The organism is Klebsiella sp. 141203 (assembly GCF_032601985.1).
GTDB lineage: Bacteria > Pseudomonadota > Gammaproteobacteria > Enterobacterales > Enterobacteriaceae > Klebsiella > Klebsiella aerogenes.
The window spans coordinates 266,840-284,333 of the sequence record NZ_JAQIRL010000005.1; the positions used below are offsets into that span (position 1 = coordinate 266,840).

Sequence of the window (17,494 nt, forward strand, 5' to 3'; positions counted from 1 at the left end):
ATGGCAGATTATCAGGGTAAAAAAGTCGTCATTATTGGGCTGGGCATGACCGGCCTGTCATGCGTGGACTTTTTCATGGCGCGCGGCGTAACCCCGCGCGTGATGGATACCCGCGTCGCCCCTGCCGGGCTTGAGAAGCTACCGGAAGCCGTTGAGCGCCACGTTGGCGGCCTTAACGACGACTGGCTGCTGGCGGCGGATCTGATTGTCGCAAGCCCGGGGATTGCTCTGGCGCACCCTTCACTGAGCGCGGCGGCCGACGCTGGCGTGGAAATCGTCGGTGATATCGAGCTGTTTTGCCGCGAGGCGCAGGCGCCGATTATCGCCATTACCGGCTCTAACGGAAAAAGCACCGTCACTACCCTGGTGGGCGAGATGGCGAAGGCGGCGGGTGTGAACGTCGGCGTTGGCGGCAATATCGGCCTGCCGGCGCTGATGCTGCTGGATCCGGCGCGTGAACTGTACGTGCTTGAACTTTCCAGTTTCCAGCTGGAGACCACCTCCAGTTTGAAAGCCGTCGCGGCCACCATCCTCAACGTGACTGAGGATCATATGGACCGCTATCCGCTGGGGCTGCAGCAGTACCGCGCGGCGAAGCTGCGGGTCTATGAAAATGCTAAAACCTGCGTGGTGAATGCCGATGACGCGCTGACCATGCCGGTACGCGGCGCTGACGAACGCTGCGTCAGCTTCGGCGTCGATGTTGGCGACTATCACCTTAATCGCCAGCAGGGCGAAACCTGGCTGCGGGTGAAGGGTGAGAAAGTGCTGAACGTGAAAGAAATGACCATCAGCGGCCAGCACAACTACAGCAATGCCCTGGCGGCGCTGGCGCTGGCGGATGCCGCGGGCTTACCGCGCGCCAGTAGCCTGAAGGCGCTCACCACCTTCACCGGCCTGGCGCACCGTTTCCAGCTGGCGCTGGAGCATAACGGCGTGCGTTGGATCAATGACTCCAAGGCGACCAACGTCGGCAGTACCGAGGCGGCGCTGAACGGCCTGCATCTCGACGGCACGCTGTATCTGCTGTTGGGCGGCGACGGTAAATCCGCCGACTTTACGCCGCTGAAACGCTATCTTGGCGGCGAGAACGTTCGTCTGTACTGCTTCGGCCGCGACGGCGCTCAACTGGCGGCGCTGCGTCCGGAAATTGCGGTACAAACCGAAACCATGGAACAGGCGATGCGGCAGATCGCTTCGCAGGTCAAATCAGGCGATATGGTCTTACTGTCGCCAGCCTGCGCGAGCCTGGACCAGTTTAAAAACTTTGAACAACGGGGCGATATCTTTACCCGTCTGGCGAAGGAGTTAGGTTGATGCGTTTCTCTCTCCCACGCCTGAAAATGCCACAGCTGGGCTTGCCCCGGTTGAAGCTGCCGCGACTGCCGGGGATGTTTATTTTTGCCTGGCTCTTCGCCGCGCTGAAAGGTTGGGTGATGGGCTCGCGCCCGAAAGATAACGATAGCCTGGTCATGTATGACCGGATGCTGTTGTGGCTGACCTTCGGCCTGGCGGCGATCGGTTTTATCATGGTGACTTCGGCATCGATGCCGGTCGGACAGCGTCTGGCGAACGATCCGTTCCTGTTTGCTAAGCGTGATGGGCTGTACATTGTACTGGCCTTCGCGCTGGCGATGATTACGCTCCGTCTACCGATGGAGTTCTGGCAGCGCCACAGCACCGCAATGCTGATCGCCTCGATTGTGATGCTGCTAATCGTCCTGGTGGTGGGGAGTTCGGTTAACGGCGCCTCGCGTTGGATCGCGCTCGGGCCGCTGCGTATTCAGCCGGCGGAGTTTACCAAGCTATCGCTGTTCTGCTACATCGCCAACTATCTGGTGCGTAAAGCGGATGAGGTGCGTAACAACCTGCGCGGCTTCTTAAAACCGATGGGCGTGATTTTCGTACTGGCGATTTTGCTGCTGGCGCAGCCTGACCTCGGTACGGTAGTCGTACTGTTCGTGACCACGCTGGCGATGTTGTTCCTGGCCGGCGCGAAACTCTGGCAGTTCATCGCCATTATCGGCATGGGGATCTCGGCGGTGGTGCTGCTGATCCTCGCCGAACCGTATCGTATTCGCCGTGTCACCTCCTTCTGGAACCCGTGGGAAGACCCGTTTGGCAGCGGCTATCAGCTGACCCAGTCGCTGATGGCCTTTGGCCGCGGCGAGATGTGGGGACAGGGTCTCGGCAACTCGGTACAGAAACTGGAGTATTTGCCGGAAGCGCATACCGACTTCATCTTCGCGATTATCGGCGAAGAACTCGGTTATATCGGTGTGGTACTCGCGCTTTTAATGGTATTCTTCGTCGCCTTTCGCGCCATGTCGATTGGCCGTAAAGCGCTGGAGATTGACCACCGCTTCTCCGGCTTTTTGGCCTGTGCTATCGGCGTGTGGTTTAGCTTCCAGGCGTTGGTTAACGTCGGGGCGGCGGCGGGAATGCTGCCGACCAAAGGTCTGACCCTGCCATTGATTAGTTATGGTGGTTCCAGTCTGCTGATTATGTCGACGGCCATTATGTTTTTATTGCGAATAGATTATGAAACGCGCCTCGAGAAAGCGCAGGCGTTTACACGGGGTGTTCGATGAGCGGTCAGGAAAAGCGGTTAATGGTGATGGCGGGCGGCACTGGCGGACACGTGTTCCCGGGGCTGGCGGTCGCGCACCATTTAATGGACCAGGGCTGGCAGGTTCGCTGGCTGGGCACCGCCGATCGTATGGAAGCGGATTTAGTGCCGAAACACGGCATTGATATCGATTTTATTCGCATCTCCGGCCTGCGTGGCAAAGGGATAAAAGCGCAATTGTTAGCGCCGGTGCGGATCTTCAACGCCTGGCGACAGGCGCGGACGATCATGAAGCGTTTCCAGCCGGATGTGGTGCTGGGCATGGGCGGTTATGTTTCCGGGCCTGGCGGTCTGGCGGCATGGTCGCTCGGGATCCCTGTGGTGCTGCATGAACAAAACGGGATTGCCGGCCTGACCAATAAATGGCTGGCGAAGATTGCGAAGAAAGTGATGCAGGCGTTTCCCGGCGCCTTCCCGCACGCAGATGTCGTCGGGAATCCGGTGCGTACTGACGTTCTCGCACTACCGCTGCCGGGACAGCGTCTGGTGGGGCGGCAGGGGCCGATTCGCGTGCTGGTGGTCGGCGGCTCTCAGGGCGCGCGCGTACTGAACCAGACTATGCCGCAGGTGGCCGCGAAGCTCGGCGATACGGTGACTATCTGGCATCAGAGCGGGAAAGGCGGCATGGATACCGTGCGCCAGGCGTACGCCGCCGCCGGTCAGCCGCAGCATAAAGTGACTGAGTTTATTGATGATATGGCGGCAGCCTATGCCTGGGCCGATGTGGTTGTTTGTCGTTCCGGCGCGCTGACGGTCAGCGAAATTGCCGCCGCAGGTTTACCGGCGTTGTTCGTCCCGTTCCAGCACAAAGATCGTCAGCAGTACTGGAATGCGCTGCCGCTGGAAAAAGCCGGCGCAGCGAAAATTCTCGAACAACCCGAGTTCACGGCGGATGCCGTGGCGGCCACCCTGGCCGGTTGGGATCGGGAAACCCTGATGGATATGGCGGAACGAGCGCGTGGCGCTTCGATTCCGGATGCTACCGAGCGGGTAGCGGAAGAGGTCAGCGCCGTAGCTTTGGCGCGCTAATCGCGGTGATTTTCACCGCCCGAATAAAGAAGTTGATGGCGTAAAGAATGAATACACAAGATTTGGCAAAACTGCGTTCCATAGTGCCCGAGATGCGTCGCGTTCGGCACATTCACTTTGTCGGCATCGGCGGTGCCGGTATGGGCGGTATTGCCGAAGTGTTGGCGAATGAAGGCTACCAGATTAGCGGCTCCGATCTCGCGCCGAATCCGGTGACTCAGCAATTGTCGCAGCTTGGCGCCACCATTTATTTCAACCATCGCCCGGAAAACGTGCGCGATGCCAGCGTTGTCGTGGTGTCCAGCGCGATCTCCGCGGATAACCCGGAAATCGTCGCCGCGCACGAAGCCCGCATTCCGGTGATCCGCCGCGCGGAAATGCTGGCGGAACTCATGCGTTTCCGTCACGGGATTGCGATTGCCGGTACGCACGGCAAAACCACGACCACCGCGATGGTATCCAGCATTTACGCCGAGGCCGGCCTCGATCCGACCTTCGTCAACGGCGGGCTGGTGAAGGCGGCGGGCGTGCATGCTCGTCTTGGCCATAGCCGCTATCTGATTGCGGAAGCGGATGAGAGCGATGCGTCGTTCCTGCATCTGCAGCCGATGGTCGCCATTGTGACCAACATCGAAGCTGACCATATGGATACTTACCATGGCGACTTCGAGAACCTGAAGCAGACCTTTATTAACTTCCTGCACAACCTGCCGTTCTACGGGCGTGCGGTGATGTGCGTGGATGACCCGGTGATTCGTGAACTGCTGCCGCGCGTTGGCCGCCAAATCACCACCTACGGTTTTAGCGATGACGCCGACGTACGCATTGAAGAGTATCGCCAGGTCGGCGCGCAGGGCCATTTCCGCCTGGTACGCCAGGATAAAGAGGTCATGCAGGTGACGCTGAACGCGCCGGGTCGCCATAACGCGCTCAACGCTGCCGCGGCCGTTGCCGTCGCGACGGAAGAAGGCATTGAAGATGAGGCGATTCTGCGCGCGCTGGAAAGTTTCCAGGGCACCGGCCGCCGCTTCGACTTCCTTGGCGAATATCCGCTGGCGGAAGTCAACGGCAAGAGCGGTAGCGCGATGCTAATCGACGATTACGGTCATCACCCGACGGAAGTTGACGCTACCATCAAAGCGGCGCGTGCCGGCTGGCCGGATAAAAATCTGGTGATGGTATTCCAGCCGCACCGTTATACCCGTACTCGCGATCTGTACGATGATTTCGCCAACGTGCTGACCCAGGTTGATGCGCTGCTGATGCTGGATGTGTATCCGGCGGGCGAAGCGCCGATCCCTGGCGCCGATAGCCGCTCGCTGTGCCGTACGATCCGCGGTCGCGGCAAAGTTGACCCGATTCTGGTTTCCGATCCGGCGCAGGCCGCGGAGATGCTGGCGTCGGTATTGACCGGCGACGATCTGGTGCTGGTGCAGGGCGCCGGTAACATAGGAAAAATCGCACGTCACCTGGCTGAAATCAAACTGGTACCGCAAAAAACGGAGGAGGACCGACATGGCTGATAAAATCGCGGTTCTCTTCGGCGGAACCTCCGCTGAACGTGAAGTCTCGCTGAACTCAGGCGCGGCGGTGTTGGCCGGACTGCGTGAAGGCGGGGTGGATGCCCACCCGGTCGATCCGCGCGACGTTGATATCACCCAGTTGAAAAGCATGGGCTTTCAGAAAGCGTTTATTGCCCTGCACGGGCGCGGCGGCGAAGATGGCACGCTGCAAGGCCTTCTGGAACTCATTCAACTGCCGTACACCGGCAGCGGCGTAATGGCTTCCGCTATTTCGATGGATAAACTGCGCAGCAAATTACTGTGGCAGGGGGCGGGATTACCGGTCGCGCCGTGGGTTGCATTGACTCGTGCCCAGTTCAACGCAGGACTTTCTGCTGGCGTTTCTGAGCAGATTGCGGCGCTGGGGCTGCCGGTTATCATCAAGCCGAGCCGCGAAGGGTCCAGCGTCGGCATGTCGAAAGTTAGCGAAAGTTGTGCAATGCAGGATGCATTGGCGCTGGCTTTTCAGCATGATGATGAAGTTCTGATTGAGAAATGGCTCAGTGGCCCGGAATTTACCGTCGCTATCGTCGGTGAAGAAATTTTACCGTCAATTCGTATCCAGGCGGCTGGAACCTTCTATGATTATGAGGCGAAGTATCTCTCTGATGAGACGCAATATTTCTGCCCTGGTTTTGAGGAACCCGCCCGCGAGACAGAAATCCAGAGCCTGGTGCTTAAAGCCTGGAATGTTCTGGGTTGCAAAGGATGGGGACGTATTGACGTGATGCTGGACAGCGATGGCCAGTTTTATCTGCTGGAAGCGAACACCTCACCGGGCATGACTAGTCATAGTCTGGTGCCGATGGCGGCCCGCCAGGCGGGGATGAGCTTCTCGCAGCTTGTTGTACGAATTCTGGACCTGGCGGGGTGATATGTCGCAGGCGGCGCTGAATACGCGGAACCAGGAAGAAGAATCGATTGCTTCTTCGCGTCGGAATAATGGAACCCGGCTGGCAGGGATCGTTTTCCTGCTGGCGGTGTTGTGTACCGTGTTGGTCAGCGGATGGATGGTTCTTGGTTGGATGGAAGATGCGCAGCGTCTGCCGTTGTCGAAAATGGTCGTCACCGGCGAACGTCACTACACGCGTAACGATGATATCCGTCAGGCGATTTTGGCGTTGGGCTCGCCGGGCACCTTTATGACTCAGGATGTCAATATCATCCAGAGCCAAATTGAGCGCCTGCCGTGGATTAAACAGGCGAGCGTAAGAAAACAGTGGCCCGATGAATTGAAGATTCATCTGGTTGAATATGTGCCGATTGCGCGCTGGAATGATCAACATATGGTAGACGTGGAAGGAAATTCTTTCAGCGTGCCGGCGGATCGCACCAGCAAACAGAACTTACCGATGTTATACGGCCCTGAAGGCAGCGAAAATGAAGTGCTACAGGGATACCGCAACATGGGGCAGGTGGTGGCAAAGGATAAGTTCACGTTGAAAGTGGCGGCAATGACCGCGCGTCGCTCCTGGCAGTTGACGCTTAATAACGATATTAAGCTCAACCTTGGCCGCGGCGACACCATGAAACGGCTTCAGCGCTTTATGGAACTCTACCCGGTTCTTCAGCAGCAGGCACAGACCGACGGCAAACGGATAAGCTACGTTGATTTGCGCTATGACTCGGGTGCGGCGGTAGGTTGGGTACCTGCTCCCGTAGAGGAAAATAATCAACAACAGAATCAGGCACAGGCAGAACAACGATGATCAAGGCGACGGACAGAAAACTGGTAGTTGGACTGGAGATTGGCACCGCGAAGGTTGCCGCTTTAGTAGGGGAAGTTCTGCCCGACGGTATGATTAATATCATTGGCGTGGGCAGTTGCCCATCGCGCGGCATGGATAAAGGCGGGGTGAATGACCTCGAGTCGGTAGTGAAATGCGTACAGCGCGCTATCGACCAGGCTGAACTGATGGCCGATTGCCAGATCTCATCAGTGTATCTGGCGCTTTCAGGTAAGCATATTAGCTGTCAAAATGAGATTGGCATGGTGCCTATCTCCGAAGAAGAGGTGACGCAGGATGACGTGGAAAACGTCGTTCATACCGCGAAATCGGTACGCGTACGCGACGAACATCGCGTACTGCACGTCATCCCGCAGGAATACGCCATCGACTACCAGGAAGGTATTAAAAACCCGGTAGGGTTATCCGGCGTGCGTATGCAAGCGAAGGTACATCTGATTACCTGCCATAACGATATGGCGAAAAACATTGTTAAAGCGGTTGAACGTTGTGGTCTGAAAGTTGACCAACTTATTTTCGCCGGTTTAGCGGCCAGTTATTCCGTATTAACGGAAGACGAACGTGAGCTGGGTGTCTGCGTAGTGGACATCGGCGGTGGTACAATGGATATCGCCGTGTATACCGGCGGCGCGCTGCGTCACACCAAAGTGATCCCTTACGCGGGCAACGTGGTGACCAGCGACATCGCCTATGCCTTCGGTACGCCGCCGAGCGACGCCGAAGCCATCAAGGTTCGTCACGGTTGCGCATTAGGTTCAATCGTCGGTAAAGACGAAAACGTGGAAGTACCGAGCGTAGGCGGACGTCCGCCGCGCAGCCTGCAGCGTCAGACGCTGGCAGAGGTGATTGAACCGCGTTATACCGAACTGCTCAATCTGGTTAACGAAGAAATCCTGCAACTGCAGGAACAGCTCCGTCAGCAAGGGGTCAAACACCATCTGGCGGCGGGGATTGTATTAACCGGCGGCGCCGCGCAAATTGAAGGCCTGGCGGCCTGCGCGCAGCGCGTGTTCCATACGCAGGTGCGCATTGGCGCGCCGCTGAACATCACCGGTTTAACGGATTACGCTCAGGAGCCGTACTATTCGACGGCGGTTGGGCTGCTGCACTACGGAAAAGAGTCACATCTCAGTGGTGAAGCAGAAGTAGAAAAACGCGTGACGGCGTCAGTGGGCTCGTGGATTAAGCGACTCAACAGCTGGCTGCGAAAAGAGTTTTAATTTTTTAAGAGAACGCAGACAATTAGCGTTCTCAGGCGACAGGCACAAGACGGAGAGAAACTATGTTTGAACCTATGGAACTGACCAACGACGCGGTGATTAAAGTCATCGGCGTCGGTGGCGGCGGCGGTAATGCCGTTGAACACATGGTGCGCGAGCGCATTGAGGGTGTTGAATTCTTCGCGGTGAACACCGATGCGCAGGCGCTGCGTAAAACGGCTGTTGGCCAGACTATCCAGATCGGTAGCGGTATTACCAAAGGTCTGGGTGCAGGCGCGAACCCGGAAGTTGGCCGTAATGCGGCTGACGAAGACCGTGAAGCGCTGCGCGCTGCGCTTGATGGCGCGGACATGGTCTTTATCGCGGCGGGTATGGGCGGCGGTACCGGTACCGGTGCGGCGCCAGTGGTCGCGGAAGTGGCGAAGGATCTGGGTATCCTGACCGTTGCGGTCGTCACTAAGCCATTTAATTTCGAAGGCAAGAAGCGCATGGCGTTTGCTGAGCAGGGGATCACCGAGCTGTCCAAGCACGTTGACTCACTGATCACCATCCCGAACGACAAGCTGCTGAAAGTACTGGGCCGCGGTATCTCTCTGCTCGACGCTTTCGGCGCGGCGAACGACGTACTGAAAGGCGCGGTGCAGGGTATTGCCGAACTGATTACCCGTCCGGGTCTGATGAACGTCGACTTCGCGGACGTCCGTACCGTGATGTCGGAAATGGGCTACGCGATGATGGGCTCCGGCGTGGCGAGCGGTGAAGACCGTGCGGAAGAAGCGGCTGAAATGGCTATCTCTTCTCCGCTGCTGGAAGATATCGATCTGTCCGGCGCGCGCGGCGTACTGGTCAATATCACCGCTGGCTTCGACCTGCGTCTGGATGAGTTCGAGACCGTTGGTAACACTATCCGCGCCTTTGCTTCGGATAACGCGACCGTGGTTATCGGTACCTCTCTGGACCCGGATATGAACGACGAACTGCGTGTAACCGTTGTTGCCACCGGTATCGGTATGGACAAGCGTCCGGAAATTACCCTGGTGACCAACAAACAGGTACAGCAGCCGGTAATGGATCGCTACCAGCAGCACGGTATGGCTCCATTGACTCAAGAGCAGAAACCGGTGGCCAAAGTGGTGAACGACAATACGCCGCAAACCGCGAAAGAGCCGGATTATCTGGATATTCCAGCTTTCCTGCGTAAGCAAGCTGATTAAGAATTGGCTGGAAGTTGGGCATCTGCGCTCTTTGTGCTAAACTGCCCTGCCGAATGTATAGTACACTTCGGTTGGATAGGTAACTTGGCGAGATTATACGATGATCAAACAAAGGACTCTTAAACGTATTGTTCAGGCGACTGGTGTCGGTTTGCATACCGGCAAGAAAGTCACGCTGACTTTACGCCCTGCGCCGGCAAATACCGGGGTCATCTATCGTCGCACCGACTTGAATCCACCGGTTGATTTTCCGGCTGATGCCAAATCTGTGCGTGATACCATGCTCTGTACTTGCCTGGTGAACGAGCATGACGTGCGGATTTCTACAGTCGAGCACTTAAATGCCGCACTGGCTGGCCTGGGTATCGACAACATTATTGTTGAAGTCGATGCGCCGGAAATCCCGATTATGGACGGTAGCGCCGCTCCGTTCGTTTATCTGTTGCTGGATGCCGGCATCGATGAACTGAACAGCGCCAAGAAATTTGTGCGTATCAAAGAGACGGTTCGCGTTGAAGATGGCGACAAATGGGCTGAGTTTAAGCCGTACAATGGTTTTTCGTTGGACTTTACCATCGACTTTAACCATCCGGCGATCGACTCCAGCACCCAACGCTATGCGCTGAACTTCTCGGCCGATGCGTTCATGCGTCAGATTAGCCGTGCTCGTACTTTCGGTTTCATGCGTGATATCGAATATCTGCAGTCCCGTGGCCTGTGCCTGGGCGGCAGCTTCGATTGTGCCATCGTTGTTGACGATTATCGCGTACTGAACGAAGACGGTCTGCGCTTTGAAGATGAATTTGTTCGCCACAAAATGCTGGATGCGATCGGTGACCTGTTTATGTGTGGTCACAACATTATCGGCGCATTCACGGCGTTCAAATCCGGTCACGCGTTAAATAACAAACTGCTGCAGGCTGTTCTGGCAAAACAGGAAGCCTGGGAGTATGTGACCTTCGAAGACGACGCAAAACTGCCGCTGGCATTCCGCGCACCGTCAATGGTTCTGGCGTAAGCCTGACCATTCAGTAAATTCGACTGGTAACCTGGTACTCTCTCCGTCCAGGGAACCAGTCGTTTTTCTTTTTAGCCTCCCCAAACCGCTTTTGACTGTGTTTCGCTGGCAATAACCTGTGCGCGTTCGCTGCTTTATTAAGCGTTTTCCCGCAGCATTAGCGTTCATTCCTGCTGTCTCGGCGCGGTATTAATGTTAGTATTTGGGCGCAAAATTTTTCTCTGGGTTGCTTTATCCTGTCGATTTCAGGCTGTACTGCGAAGACCGCCAATAAAATGGACCGCCTGAAAGGACGCAGGAATACCAACTAAAGGTAAAGAAAGTGAGTGGATTGCTGACGCGTTGGCGACAGTTTGGCAGACGGTATTTTTGGCCGCATCTCCTGTTGGGGATGGTCGCGGCTAGCCTCGGCCTGCCTGCGCTTAACAACAGCCACGAAACCACTACGCCGGCGAAAGCCACGGCCAGCAACCATAACCCGAATAAAGTTAACTTCTCCCAGCTGGCGCTGCTGGAGGCCAACCGTCGGCCGAACTTTACCGTCGATTACTGGCATCAGCATGCGATTCGCACCGTCATTCGCCATCTGTCGTTTGCGATGGCGCCGCAGGCTTTGCCGGTGGCGGAAGAATCATCGCCGCTTCAGGCCCAGCATCTGGCCCTGCTCGATACGCTCAGCGCGCTGCTTACCCAGGACAGCAAACCGCCGGTGGTTATCCGCCAGGCGGCGTATATCCCTTCCTCTTATTCTGCCTTCCGCGTCAGCGCCTGGATAAGCCAGGTGGCGGGGATACGCGCAGGGCCTCAACGTCTCAGCTGAAAATAAACACGGACCATCCTATTTTTTTGACTCCGCACCGCGGGGCGTTTGAGATTTTATTATGCTAATTAAAATGTTAACTAAAGTGTTCGGTAGCCGTAACGACCGTACGCTGCGTCGTATGCGCAAAGTCGTCAATATCATCAACGGTATGGAACCGGCGATGGAAAAGCTCTCTGATGATGAGCTGAAAGCCAAAACCGGAGAATTCCGCGCGCGTCTGGAGAAAGGTGAAAGCCTGGAAAGCCTGATCCCGGAAGCTTTTGCCGTAGTGCGCGAAGCGAGTAAACGCGTCTTCGGTATGCGCCACTTCGACGTGCAGCTGCTGGGCGGTATGGTACTGAACGACCGCTGCATCGCGGAAATGCGTACCGGTGAAGGTAAAACCTTGACCGCGACCCTGCCGGCCTACCTTAACGCGCTGACCGGTAAAGGCGTTCACGTCGTTACCGTCAACGACTATCTGGCGCAGCGTGACGCCGAAAACAACCGTCCGCTGTTCGAATTCCTCGGCATGAGCGTGGGCATCAATATGTCAGGCCTGCCTGCGCCGGCGAAGCGTGAAGCCTACGCAGCCGACATCACCTACGGTACCAACAACGAATACGGCTTCGACTATCTGCGCGATAACATGGCGTTCAGCCCGGAAGAGCGCGTACAGCGTAAACTGCACTATGCGCTGGTGGATGAGGTGGACTCCATCCTGATCGACGAAGCGCGTACGCCGCTTATCATTTCCGGCCCGGCTGAAGACAGCTCCGAAATGTATCGCAAGGTGAACAAAATTATTCCGCACCTGATCCGCCAGGAAAAGGAAGACTCCGACACCTTTACCGGTGAAGGCCACTTCTCCGTGGATGAGAAAGCTCGCCAGGTTAACCTGACCGAACGCGGTCTGGTACTGATCGAAGAGCTGCTGGTGCAGGAAGGCATCATGGAGGAAGGCGAATCGCTGTATTCTCCGACCAACATCATGCTGATGCACCACGTTACCGCCGCGCTGCGCGCCCACGCGCTGTTTACCCGCGACGTTGACTACATCGTGAAAGATGGCGAAGTCATCATCGTTGATGAACACACCGGCCGTACGATGCAGGGGCGTCGCTGGTCCGATGGCCTGCACCAGGCGGTAGAAGCCAAAGAAGGCGTGGAGATCCAGAACGAGAACCAGACTCTGGCATCCATCACCTTCCAGAACTACTTCCGTCTGTACGAGAAGCTGGCGGGGATGACCGGTACCGCGGATACCGAAGCCTTTGAATTCAGCTCCATCTATAAACTGGATACCGTTGTCGTTCCGACTAACCGTCCGATGATCCGTAAGGATATGGCGGATCTGGTCTACATGACCGAAGCGGAAAAAATTCAGGCGATTATCGAGGATATTAAAGATCGTACCGCTGCCGGTCAGCCGGTGCTGGTCGGTACTATCTCAATCGAAAAATCTGAAGTGGTTTCCCGTGAACTGACGAAAGCCGGCATCAAGCACAACGTCCTGAACGCCAAGTTCCACGCCAGTGAAGCGGATATCGTCGCCCAGGCGGGTTATCCGGCTGCGGTCACCATCGCCACCAACATGGCGGGCCGTGGTACCGATATTATGCTCGGCGGTAGCTGGCAGGCGGAAGTCGCCGCGCTGGAAAATCCAACGCCGGAGCAGATTGAAAAAATCAAAGCTGACTGGCAGGTGCGCCACGATGCGGTCCTGGCCGCAGGCGGTCTGCACATCATCGGTACCGAGCGTCATGAATCCCGCCGTATCGATAACCAGCTACGTGGCCGTGCTGGCCGTCAGGGTGATGCCGGTTCTTCCCGCTTCTACCTGTCGATGGAAGATGCCCTGATGCGTATCTTCGCCTCCGATCGCGTATCCGGCATGATGCGTAAACTGGGGATGAAGCCGGGCGAAGCTATCGAGCACCCGTGGGTGACCAAAGCGATTGCCAACGCTCAGCGTAAAGTGGAAAGCCGCAACTTCGATATTCGTAAACAGCTGCTGGAATATGATGACGTCGCCAACGATCAGCGTCGCGCTATTTACACCCAGCGTAACGAGCTGCTGGATATCTCCGACGTGAGCGAAACCATCAACAGCATCCGCGAAGATGTCTTCAAAGCCACTATCGATGCGCACATTCCGCCGCAGTCGCTGGAAGAAATGTGGGATATCGAAGGCCTGCAGGAACGTCTGAAAAACGACTTCGACCTTGATCTGCCAATCAAAGAGTGGCTGGATAAAGAGCCGGAGCTGCATGAAGAGACCCTGCGCGAACGTATTCTGCAGAGCGCGGTAGAAACCTACCAGCGTAAAGAAGAAGTGGTCGGCGCCGAAATGATGCGTCACTTCGAGAAAGGCGTCATGCTGCAAACGCTGGATTCCCTGTGGAAAGAGCACCTGGCGGCGATGGACTACCTGCGCCAGGGTATTCATCTGCGCGGCTATGCGCAGAAAGATCCGAAGCAGGAGTACAAGCGCGAATCCTTCTCAATGTTCGCAGCTATGCTCGAATCGCTGAAGTATGAAGTCATCAGCACCCTGAGCAAGGTGCAGGTGCGGATGCCGGAAGAAGTCGAAGAGATGGAACAGCAACGTCGTGAAGAGGCGGAGCGTCTCGCGCAGATGCAGCAGCTGAGCCATCAGGATGACGATACTCTGGCTGCCGCCTCGCTGGCTGAGCAGACCGGCGACCGTAAGGTTGGCCGTAACGATCCGTGCCCGTGCGGTTCCGGTAAAAAATATAAACAGTGCCACGGCCGTCTAAGCTAAGGGCTGATAAAAAGCAAACCAGGGCGCAGATTTCTGCGCCTTTTTTATGGAGCTGATTCAATGAAAAAACTGCAAATCGCCGTCGGGATAATTCGCAATCCGCAAGGCGAAATATTTATTACCCAGCGTGCCGCAGACGCGCATATGGCTAATAAACTGGAATTCCCCGGCGGCAAAATAGAATCAGGTGAAACGCCGGAACAGGCGCTGATACGTGAACTGCAGGAAGAGGTCGGGATTACGGTGACGACGTCTGCGTTGTTCGACAAACTGGAGTATCAGTTCCCTGACCGCCATATCACGCTATGGTTCTTCCTGGTGGAAAACTGGCAAGGCGAGCCGTGGGGCAAAGAAGGACAACCGGGGCAGTGGATGGCGCAGCAGGCGCTGGATCCGCAGGCATTTCCGCCGGCGAACGAGCCGATAATCAATAAACTTATTACGCTTGCCTGAGCGCCGGGCAACCCGGCGCCTGCCTGAAACGCTAATCCGGATCGTCCCGGGTTAGCGATAGGGAAGGTTACTGCTGCGGCTCGCTCCAGTCATCGCTGTCGGACAAGTCGCCGGAACTGGGTATACGTTTCTCTTCCGCCGCCCACTCGCCAAGATCGATAAGCTGGCAGCGTTTCGAGCAAAACGGGCGAAACGGGCTTTGCTCGCTCCAGACGACGTTTTTACCGCAGGTTGGGCAGTTAACGATAGTCTCTTCTGACATAGTGTCTCCTTAGCAACAAGCCAGTTCAAAATCAAAGCGTTCCGGCACGATGCCATGCTCGCTGTCCAGTGGCAGGAAACGGATAGCAAAGCGGCTTTTATGGCCGGAAATTTGCGGATACAGCTGGCTTGCGAGATCCAGGCGCAGGCGCAGCAGATCGGCATCGTCGCCGTTATCCTGATAAAAACCATTGAGGCTGGTTTGCTTACGGAAAGGCGCGGAGTTACGAATCAAATCAAGGATCAGCTCCAGCGACTGCATCAGCGGCGTCAGGCTCGCTAACCATCTCGCCACCTGCTCATCACGATACTCTTGCGGCATATGCAGCCAGATATGCAGCGTTGGTAAATCAAAGCCGCAACAGCCTCCAGGGATGCTCAGACGCTGGCGCACCAGGCCAATCAGCCGATCTTCACGAAGAAACTGGCCAATGCGCGGAGCGGAGATCAAGGTGCTGCCGGACTGTTTAAGCTGCTGACGTAGGGCTTCAATACGCTGCTGGTCGACGCCGGGTACTTCGGCCCAGGTTTGTAATTTCCGCTGTTGTCGCTCCAGCTCTTTCAGCAGATCGGTACGCACTTCACCGCGTTCCAGCACATCCAGTAGATCGCCGGTATTGCGGAAAAAATGGAGGGCGTCCGCATAGCTGGCGATGGTGGGGCGAGAAGAGAGCTGCTGAAATAAAAATTCAATGCGCAGCCAGGTGCGCATTTTCTCATTGAGCGGGTGTTCGAAGAGAACAGGGGTATGCATTACGGTTTTTCCTGTGAGGCGGCCTGCGATGCCAGCATTAAATACTTTTCGTGCAGGCGGGCGACGTGGGATGCGACGGCATCCGCGGAGCCCATGTTTTCAATAACATCATCCGCTGCGGCAAGACGCTGTTCGCGTGTCGCCTGGGCGGCAAGAATATGTTCAGCGTGTTCGCGACTGACCCCATCGCGGCGCATGGTGCGCTCGATTTGCGTCTCTTTCGGCACATCGACAACCAGTACGCGATCGGCTTTATCGGTCAGGCGGTTTTCGACCAGCAAGGGTACGACCCAGAGGAGATAAGGTGAGGTTGAGGCCTGCATCTGACGGCGCGTTTCTTGCTGAATCAGCGGATGCAGCAGCGCGTTAAGCCAGGCCTTGTCCTCGCTATAAGCGAAAATGCGTTCGCGTAAGCGGCGGCGATTCAGGCTGCCATCGTCGTTGATCATCTGCGGACCAAATCTTTCGGCAATGGCGAGCAGGGCAGGTGTACCGGGCTCTACAACCTGACGCGCAATAATATCGGCGTCGATGACGGTTACGCCCAGGTGAGCAAACTCGTCGGCGACGGTACTTTTACCGCTACCGATGCCGCCTGTTAACGCTACCGTATACCCCATACACTTCAATCCCGATGTCACATTATTGTTCAAAACCCTGGCGATTCACCGCGCCCGTCAGGCGCCGGGGATAGCTTAATCGAGATTTTGCTAAATCGAAAAAGTATCCATTATGTGAATCGTTACTTTCTTTATATATGAAAATCAATTGGTTAAAAATGATGCACTGGTAAGGAAAGCACACGAGCGTGTTTTTCGCTATTCACCAGGTAAATTTAAACGATTGTAGCGTAAAAAAAGTGAAAATCGCAGTCTTGCGCGGCTATGATTCGTGCGTATGATAGCGTCACTGGAGTTGTGCTCTCACATTAATGCAATTAACCCCAGGAATTCGCACATGCGTATTGAAGAAGATCTGAAGCTAGGTTTTAAAGACGTTCTTATCCGCCCGAAGCGCTCTACCCTCAAAAGCCGTTCTGATGTTCAGCTGGAACGTGAATTCACCTTTAAGCATTCAGGCCAGACCTGGTCCGGCGTACCGATTATTGCTGCTAACATGGATACCGTCGGCACCTTCAGCATGGCGAAAGCCCTGTCCGCTTTTGGAATTCTGACCGCCGTGCACAAGCACTACAGTGTTGAAGAATGGCAGGCGTTTGTGCAGAGCGAATCCGCAGAAGTGCTGCAGCATGTGATGGTGTCCACCGGCACCTCTGACGCGGACTTTGAAAAAACTCAGCAGATCCTGACCCAGAATCCACAGCTGAACTTTGTCTGCATCGACGTGGCTAACGGCTACTCTGAACACTTTGTTCAGTTCGTGGCGAAAGCACGCGCCGCCTGGCCGCAAAAAACCATTATTGCCGGCAACGTAGTGACCGGTGAGATGTGTGAAGAACTGATTCTTTCCGGCGCTGATATCGTTAAAGTCGGCATCGGCCCAGGTTCCGTCTGTACTACCCGCGTGAAAACCGGCGTTGGCTATCCGCAGCTGTCTGCGGTGATTGAGTGCGCTGATGCCGCGCACGGTCTCGGCGGCCAGATCATCAGCGATGGCGGCTGCACCATGCCGGGCGATGTCGCGAAAGCTTTTGGCGGCGGCGCCGATTTCGTGATGCTCGGCGGGATGCTGGCGGGCCACGAGGAGAGCGGCGGTACCGTGGTTGAAGAGAACGGTGAAAAATTCATGCTGTTTTACGGTATGAGCTCTGAGTCGGCGATGACACGCCACGTCGGCGGCGTCGCGAAGTACCGCGCGGCGGAAGGTAAAACCGTCAAGCTGCCGCTGCGCGGCCCGGTGGATAATACCGCGCGTGATATCCTCGGCGGCCTGCGTTCAGCATGCACCTATGTCGGGGCTTCTCGCCTGAAAGAGCTGACTAAACGTACAACCTTTATCCGCGTACAGGAACAAGAGAACCGCGTGTTCAACAGCCTGTAATGACGTTGGCTGGCGCTC

General features: G+C 56.3%; 16 protein-coding genes. 13 read left to right on the plus strand and 3 right to left on the minus strand.

The annotated features are described in order from the left end of the window. The 12 genes from murD to mutT all read left to right on the plus strand — a co-directional run bounded on the left by murD (position 1) and on the right by mutT (position 14,460). A complete protein-coding gene (murD, locus tag PGR29_RS20215; RefSeq protein WP_308959159.1) occupies positions 1-1,317 on the plus strand; it encodes a UDP-N-acetylmuramoyl-L-alanine--D-glutamate ligase in 1,317 nt (438 codons plus the stop codon). Next, positions 1,317-2,591, plus strand: coding sequence for a cell division protein FtsW (gene ftsW / locus PGR29_RS20220; protein WP_015368247.1), 1,275 nt, complete (start codon positions 1,317-1,319; stop codon positions 2,589-2,591). Before murD ends, ftsW begins: the two co-directional genes overlap by 1 nt. Next, the gene (gene murG, locus PGR29_RS20225; RefSeq protein ID WP_113374414.1) at positions 2,588-3,658 is read left to right on the plus strand and encodes an undecaprenyldiphospho-muramoylpentapeptide beta-N-acetylglucosaminyltransferase; all 1,071 of its coding nucleotides are present in this window, start codon (positions 2,588-2,590) and stop codon (positions 3,656-3,658) included. The genes ftsW and murG overlap by 4 nt, the downstream gene beginning before the upstream one ends. A gap of 47 nt (positions 3,659-3,705) precedes the next feature. Continuing rightward, positions 3,706-5,181 carry a UDP-N-acetylmuramate--L-alanine ligase gene (murC, locus tag PGR29_RS20230; protein WP_020079611.1) on the plus strand — a complete coding sequence of 492 codons (1,476 nt, stop codon included), beginning with the start codon at positions 3,706-3,708 and terminating at the stop codon, positions 5,179-5,181. Further along, positions 5,174-6,094, plus strand: a complete 921-nt coding sequence (locus PGR29_RS20235; protein ID WP_308958949.1) for a D-alanine--D-alanine ligase — start codon at positions 5,174-5,176, stop codon at positions 6,092-6,094. The genes murC and PGR29_RS20235 overlap by 8 nt, the downstream gene beginning before the upstream one ends. A 1-nt stretch (position 6,095) precedes the next feature. Continuing rightward, positions 6,096-6,929, plus strand: a complete 834-nt coding sequence (gene ftsQ / locus PGR29_RS20240; protein ID WP_316425195.1) for a cell division protein FtsQ — start codon at positions 6,096-6,098, stop codon at positions 6,927-6,929. Further along, entirely contained in the window at positions 6,926-8,188 is a 1,263-nt protein-coding gene (gene ftsA, locus PGR29_RS20245; protein ID WP_002888625.1) for a cell division protein FtsA, read from the plus strand. The genes ftsQ and ftsA overlap by 4 nt, the downstream gene beginning before the upstream one ends. 62 nt (positions 8,189-8,250) lie before the next feature. Beyond that, the gene (ftsZ, locus tag PGR29_RS20250; protein ID WP_004857884.1) at positions 8,251-9,402 is read left to right on the plus strand and encodes a cell division protein FtsZ; all 1,152 of its coding nucleotides are present in this window, start codon (positions 8,251-8,253) and stop codon (positions 9,400-9,402) included. Positions 9,403-9,502: 100 nt separating this feature from the next. Next, entirely contained in the window at positions 9,503-10,420 is a 918-nt protein-coding gene (gene lpxC, locus PGR29_RS20255) for a UDP-3-O-acyl-N-acetylglucosamine deacetylase (RefSeq protein ID WP_015368241.1), read from the plus strand. Between the two features lie 322 nt (positions 10,421-10,742). After that, the gene (gene secM, locus PGR29_RS20260; protein WP_015368240.1) at positions 10,743-11,240 is read left to right on the plus strand and encodes a secA translation cis-regulator SecM; all 498 of its coding nucleotides are present in this window, start codon (positions 10,743-10,745) and stop codon (positions 11,238-11,240) included. Between the two features lie 61 nt (positions 11,241-11,301). Continuing rightward, positions 11,302-14,007, plus strand: coding sequence for a preprotein translocase subunit SecA (gene secA, locus PGR29_RS20265; protein ID WP_032709883.1), 2,706 nt, complete (start codon positions 11,302-11,304; stop codon positions 14,005-14,007). Positions 14,008-14,067: 60 nt separating this feature from the next. After that, complete coding sequence (gene mutT / locus PGR29_RS20270; protein WP_213794604.1) at positions 14,068-14,460, plus strand: 8-oxo-dGTP diphosphatase MutT; 393 nt, start codon at positions 14,068-14,070, stop codon at positions 14,458-14,460. 67 nt (positions 14,461-14,527) lie between these two features. Here mutT and yacG read toward each other — a convergent pair whose 3' ends face one another. From yacG to coaE, 3 genes are read right to left on the minus strand one after another with little or no spacing between them, the layout of a single operon-like run. Continuing rightward, positions 14,528-14,722: a DNA gyrase inhibitor YacG gene (yacG, locus tag PGR29_RS20275; protein WP_015368237.1), complete on the minus strand. Its 195-nt coding sequence runs from the start codon at positions 14,720-14,722 to the stop codon at positions 14,528-14,530. Between the two features lie 9 nt (positions 14,723-14,731). Continuing rightward, a complete protein-coding gene (gene zapD / locus PGR29_RS20280) occupies positions 14,732-15,475 on the minus strand; it encodes a cell division protein ZapD (RefSeq protein WP_087860882.1) in 744 nt (247 codons plus the stop codon). Then, entirely contained in the window at positions 15,475-16,095 is a 621-nt protein-coding gene (gene coaE, locus PGR29_RS20285) for a dephospho-CoA kinase (RefSeq protein ID WP_087860881.1), read from the minus strand. The genes zapD and coaE overlap by 1 nt, the downstream gene beginning before the upstream one ends. Positions 16,096-16,432: 337 nt before the next feature. Between coaE and PGR29_RS20290 the strand changes: the two genes are divergently transcribed. Further along, on the plus strand, positions 16,433-17,476 hold the full coding sequence (locus PGR29_RS20290; RefSeq protein WP_015368234.1) for a GMP reductase: 1,044 nt from the start codon (positions 16,433-16,435) through the stop codon (positions 17,474-17,476). The last annotated feature ends 18 nt before the right edge of the window (positions 17,477-17,494 follow it).

Bases quoted from the DNA above. Each gene is read 5' to 3' on its own strand.
- murD (WP_308959159.1), top strand. From the start codon at position 1: ATGGCAGATTATCAGGGTAAAAAAGTCGTCATTATTGGGCTGGGCATG.
- ftsW (WP_015368247.1), top strand. From the start codon at position 1,317: ATGCGTTTCTCTCTCCCACGCCTGAAAATGCCACAGCTGGGCTTGCCC.
- murG (WP_113374414.1), top strand. From the start codon at position 2,588: ATGAGCGGTCAGGAAAAGCGGTTAATGGTGATGGCGGGCGGCACTGGC.
- murC (WP_020079611.1), top strand. From the start codon at position 3,706: ATGAATACACAAGATTTGGCAAAACTGCGTTCCATAGTGCCCGAGATG.
- PGR29_RS20235 (WP_308958949.1), top strand. From the start codon at position 5,174: ATGGCTGATAAAATCGCGGTTCTCTTCGGCGGAACCTCCGCTGAACGT.
- ftsQ (WP_316425195.1), top strand. From the start codon at position 6,096: ATGTCGCAGGCGGCGCTGAATACGCGGAACCAGGAAGAAGAATCGATT.
- ftsA (WP_002888625.1), top strand. From the start codon at position 6,926: ATGATCAAGGCGACGGACAGAAAACTGGTAGTTGGACTGGAGATTGGC.
- ftsZ (WP_004857884.1), top strand. From the start codon at position 8,251: ATGTTTGAACCTATGGAACTGACCAACGACGCGGTGATTAAAGTCATC.
- lpxC (WP_015368241.1), top strand. From the start codon at position 9,503: ATGATCAAACAAAGGACTCTTAAACGTATTGTTCAGGCGACTGGTGTC.
- secA (WP_032709883.1), top strand. From the start codon at position 11,302: ATGCTAATTAAAATGTTAACTAAAGTGTTCGGTAGCCGTAACGACCGT.
- mutT (WP_213794604.1), top strand. From the start codon at position 14,068: ATGAAAAAACTGCAAATCGCCGTCGGGATAATTCGCAATCCGCAAGGC.
- yacG (WP_015368237.1), bottom strand. From the start codon at position 14,722: ATGTCAGAAGAGACTATCGTTAACTGCCCAACCTGCGGTAAAAACGTC.
- zapD (WP_087860882.1), bottom strand. From the start codon at position 15,475: ATGCATACCCCTGTTCTCTTCGAACACCCGCTCAATGAGAAAATGCGC.
- coaE (WP_087860881.1), bottom strand. From the start codon at position 16,095: ATGGGGTATACGGTAGCGTTAACAGGCGGCATCGGTAGCGGTAAAAGT.
- PGR29_RS20290 (WP_015368234.1), top strand. From the start codon at position 16,433: ATGCGTATTGAAGAAGATCTGAAGCTAGGTTTTAAAGACGTTCTTATC.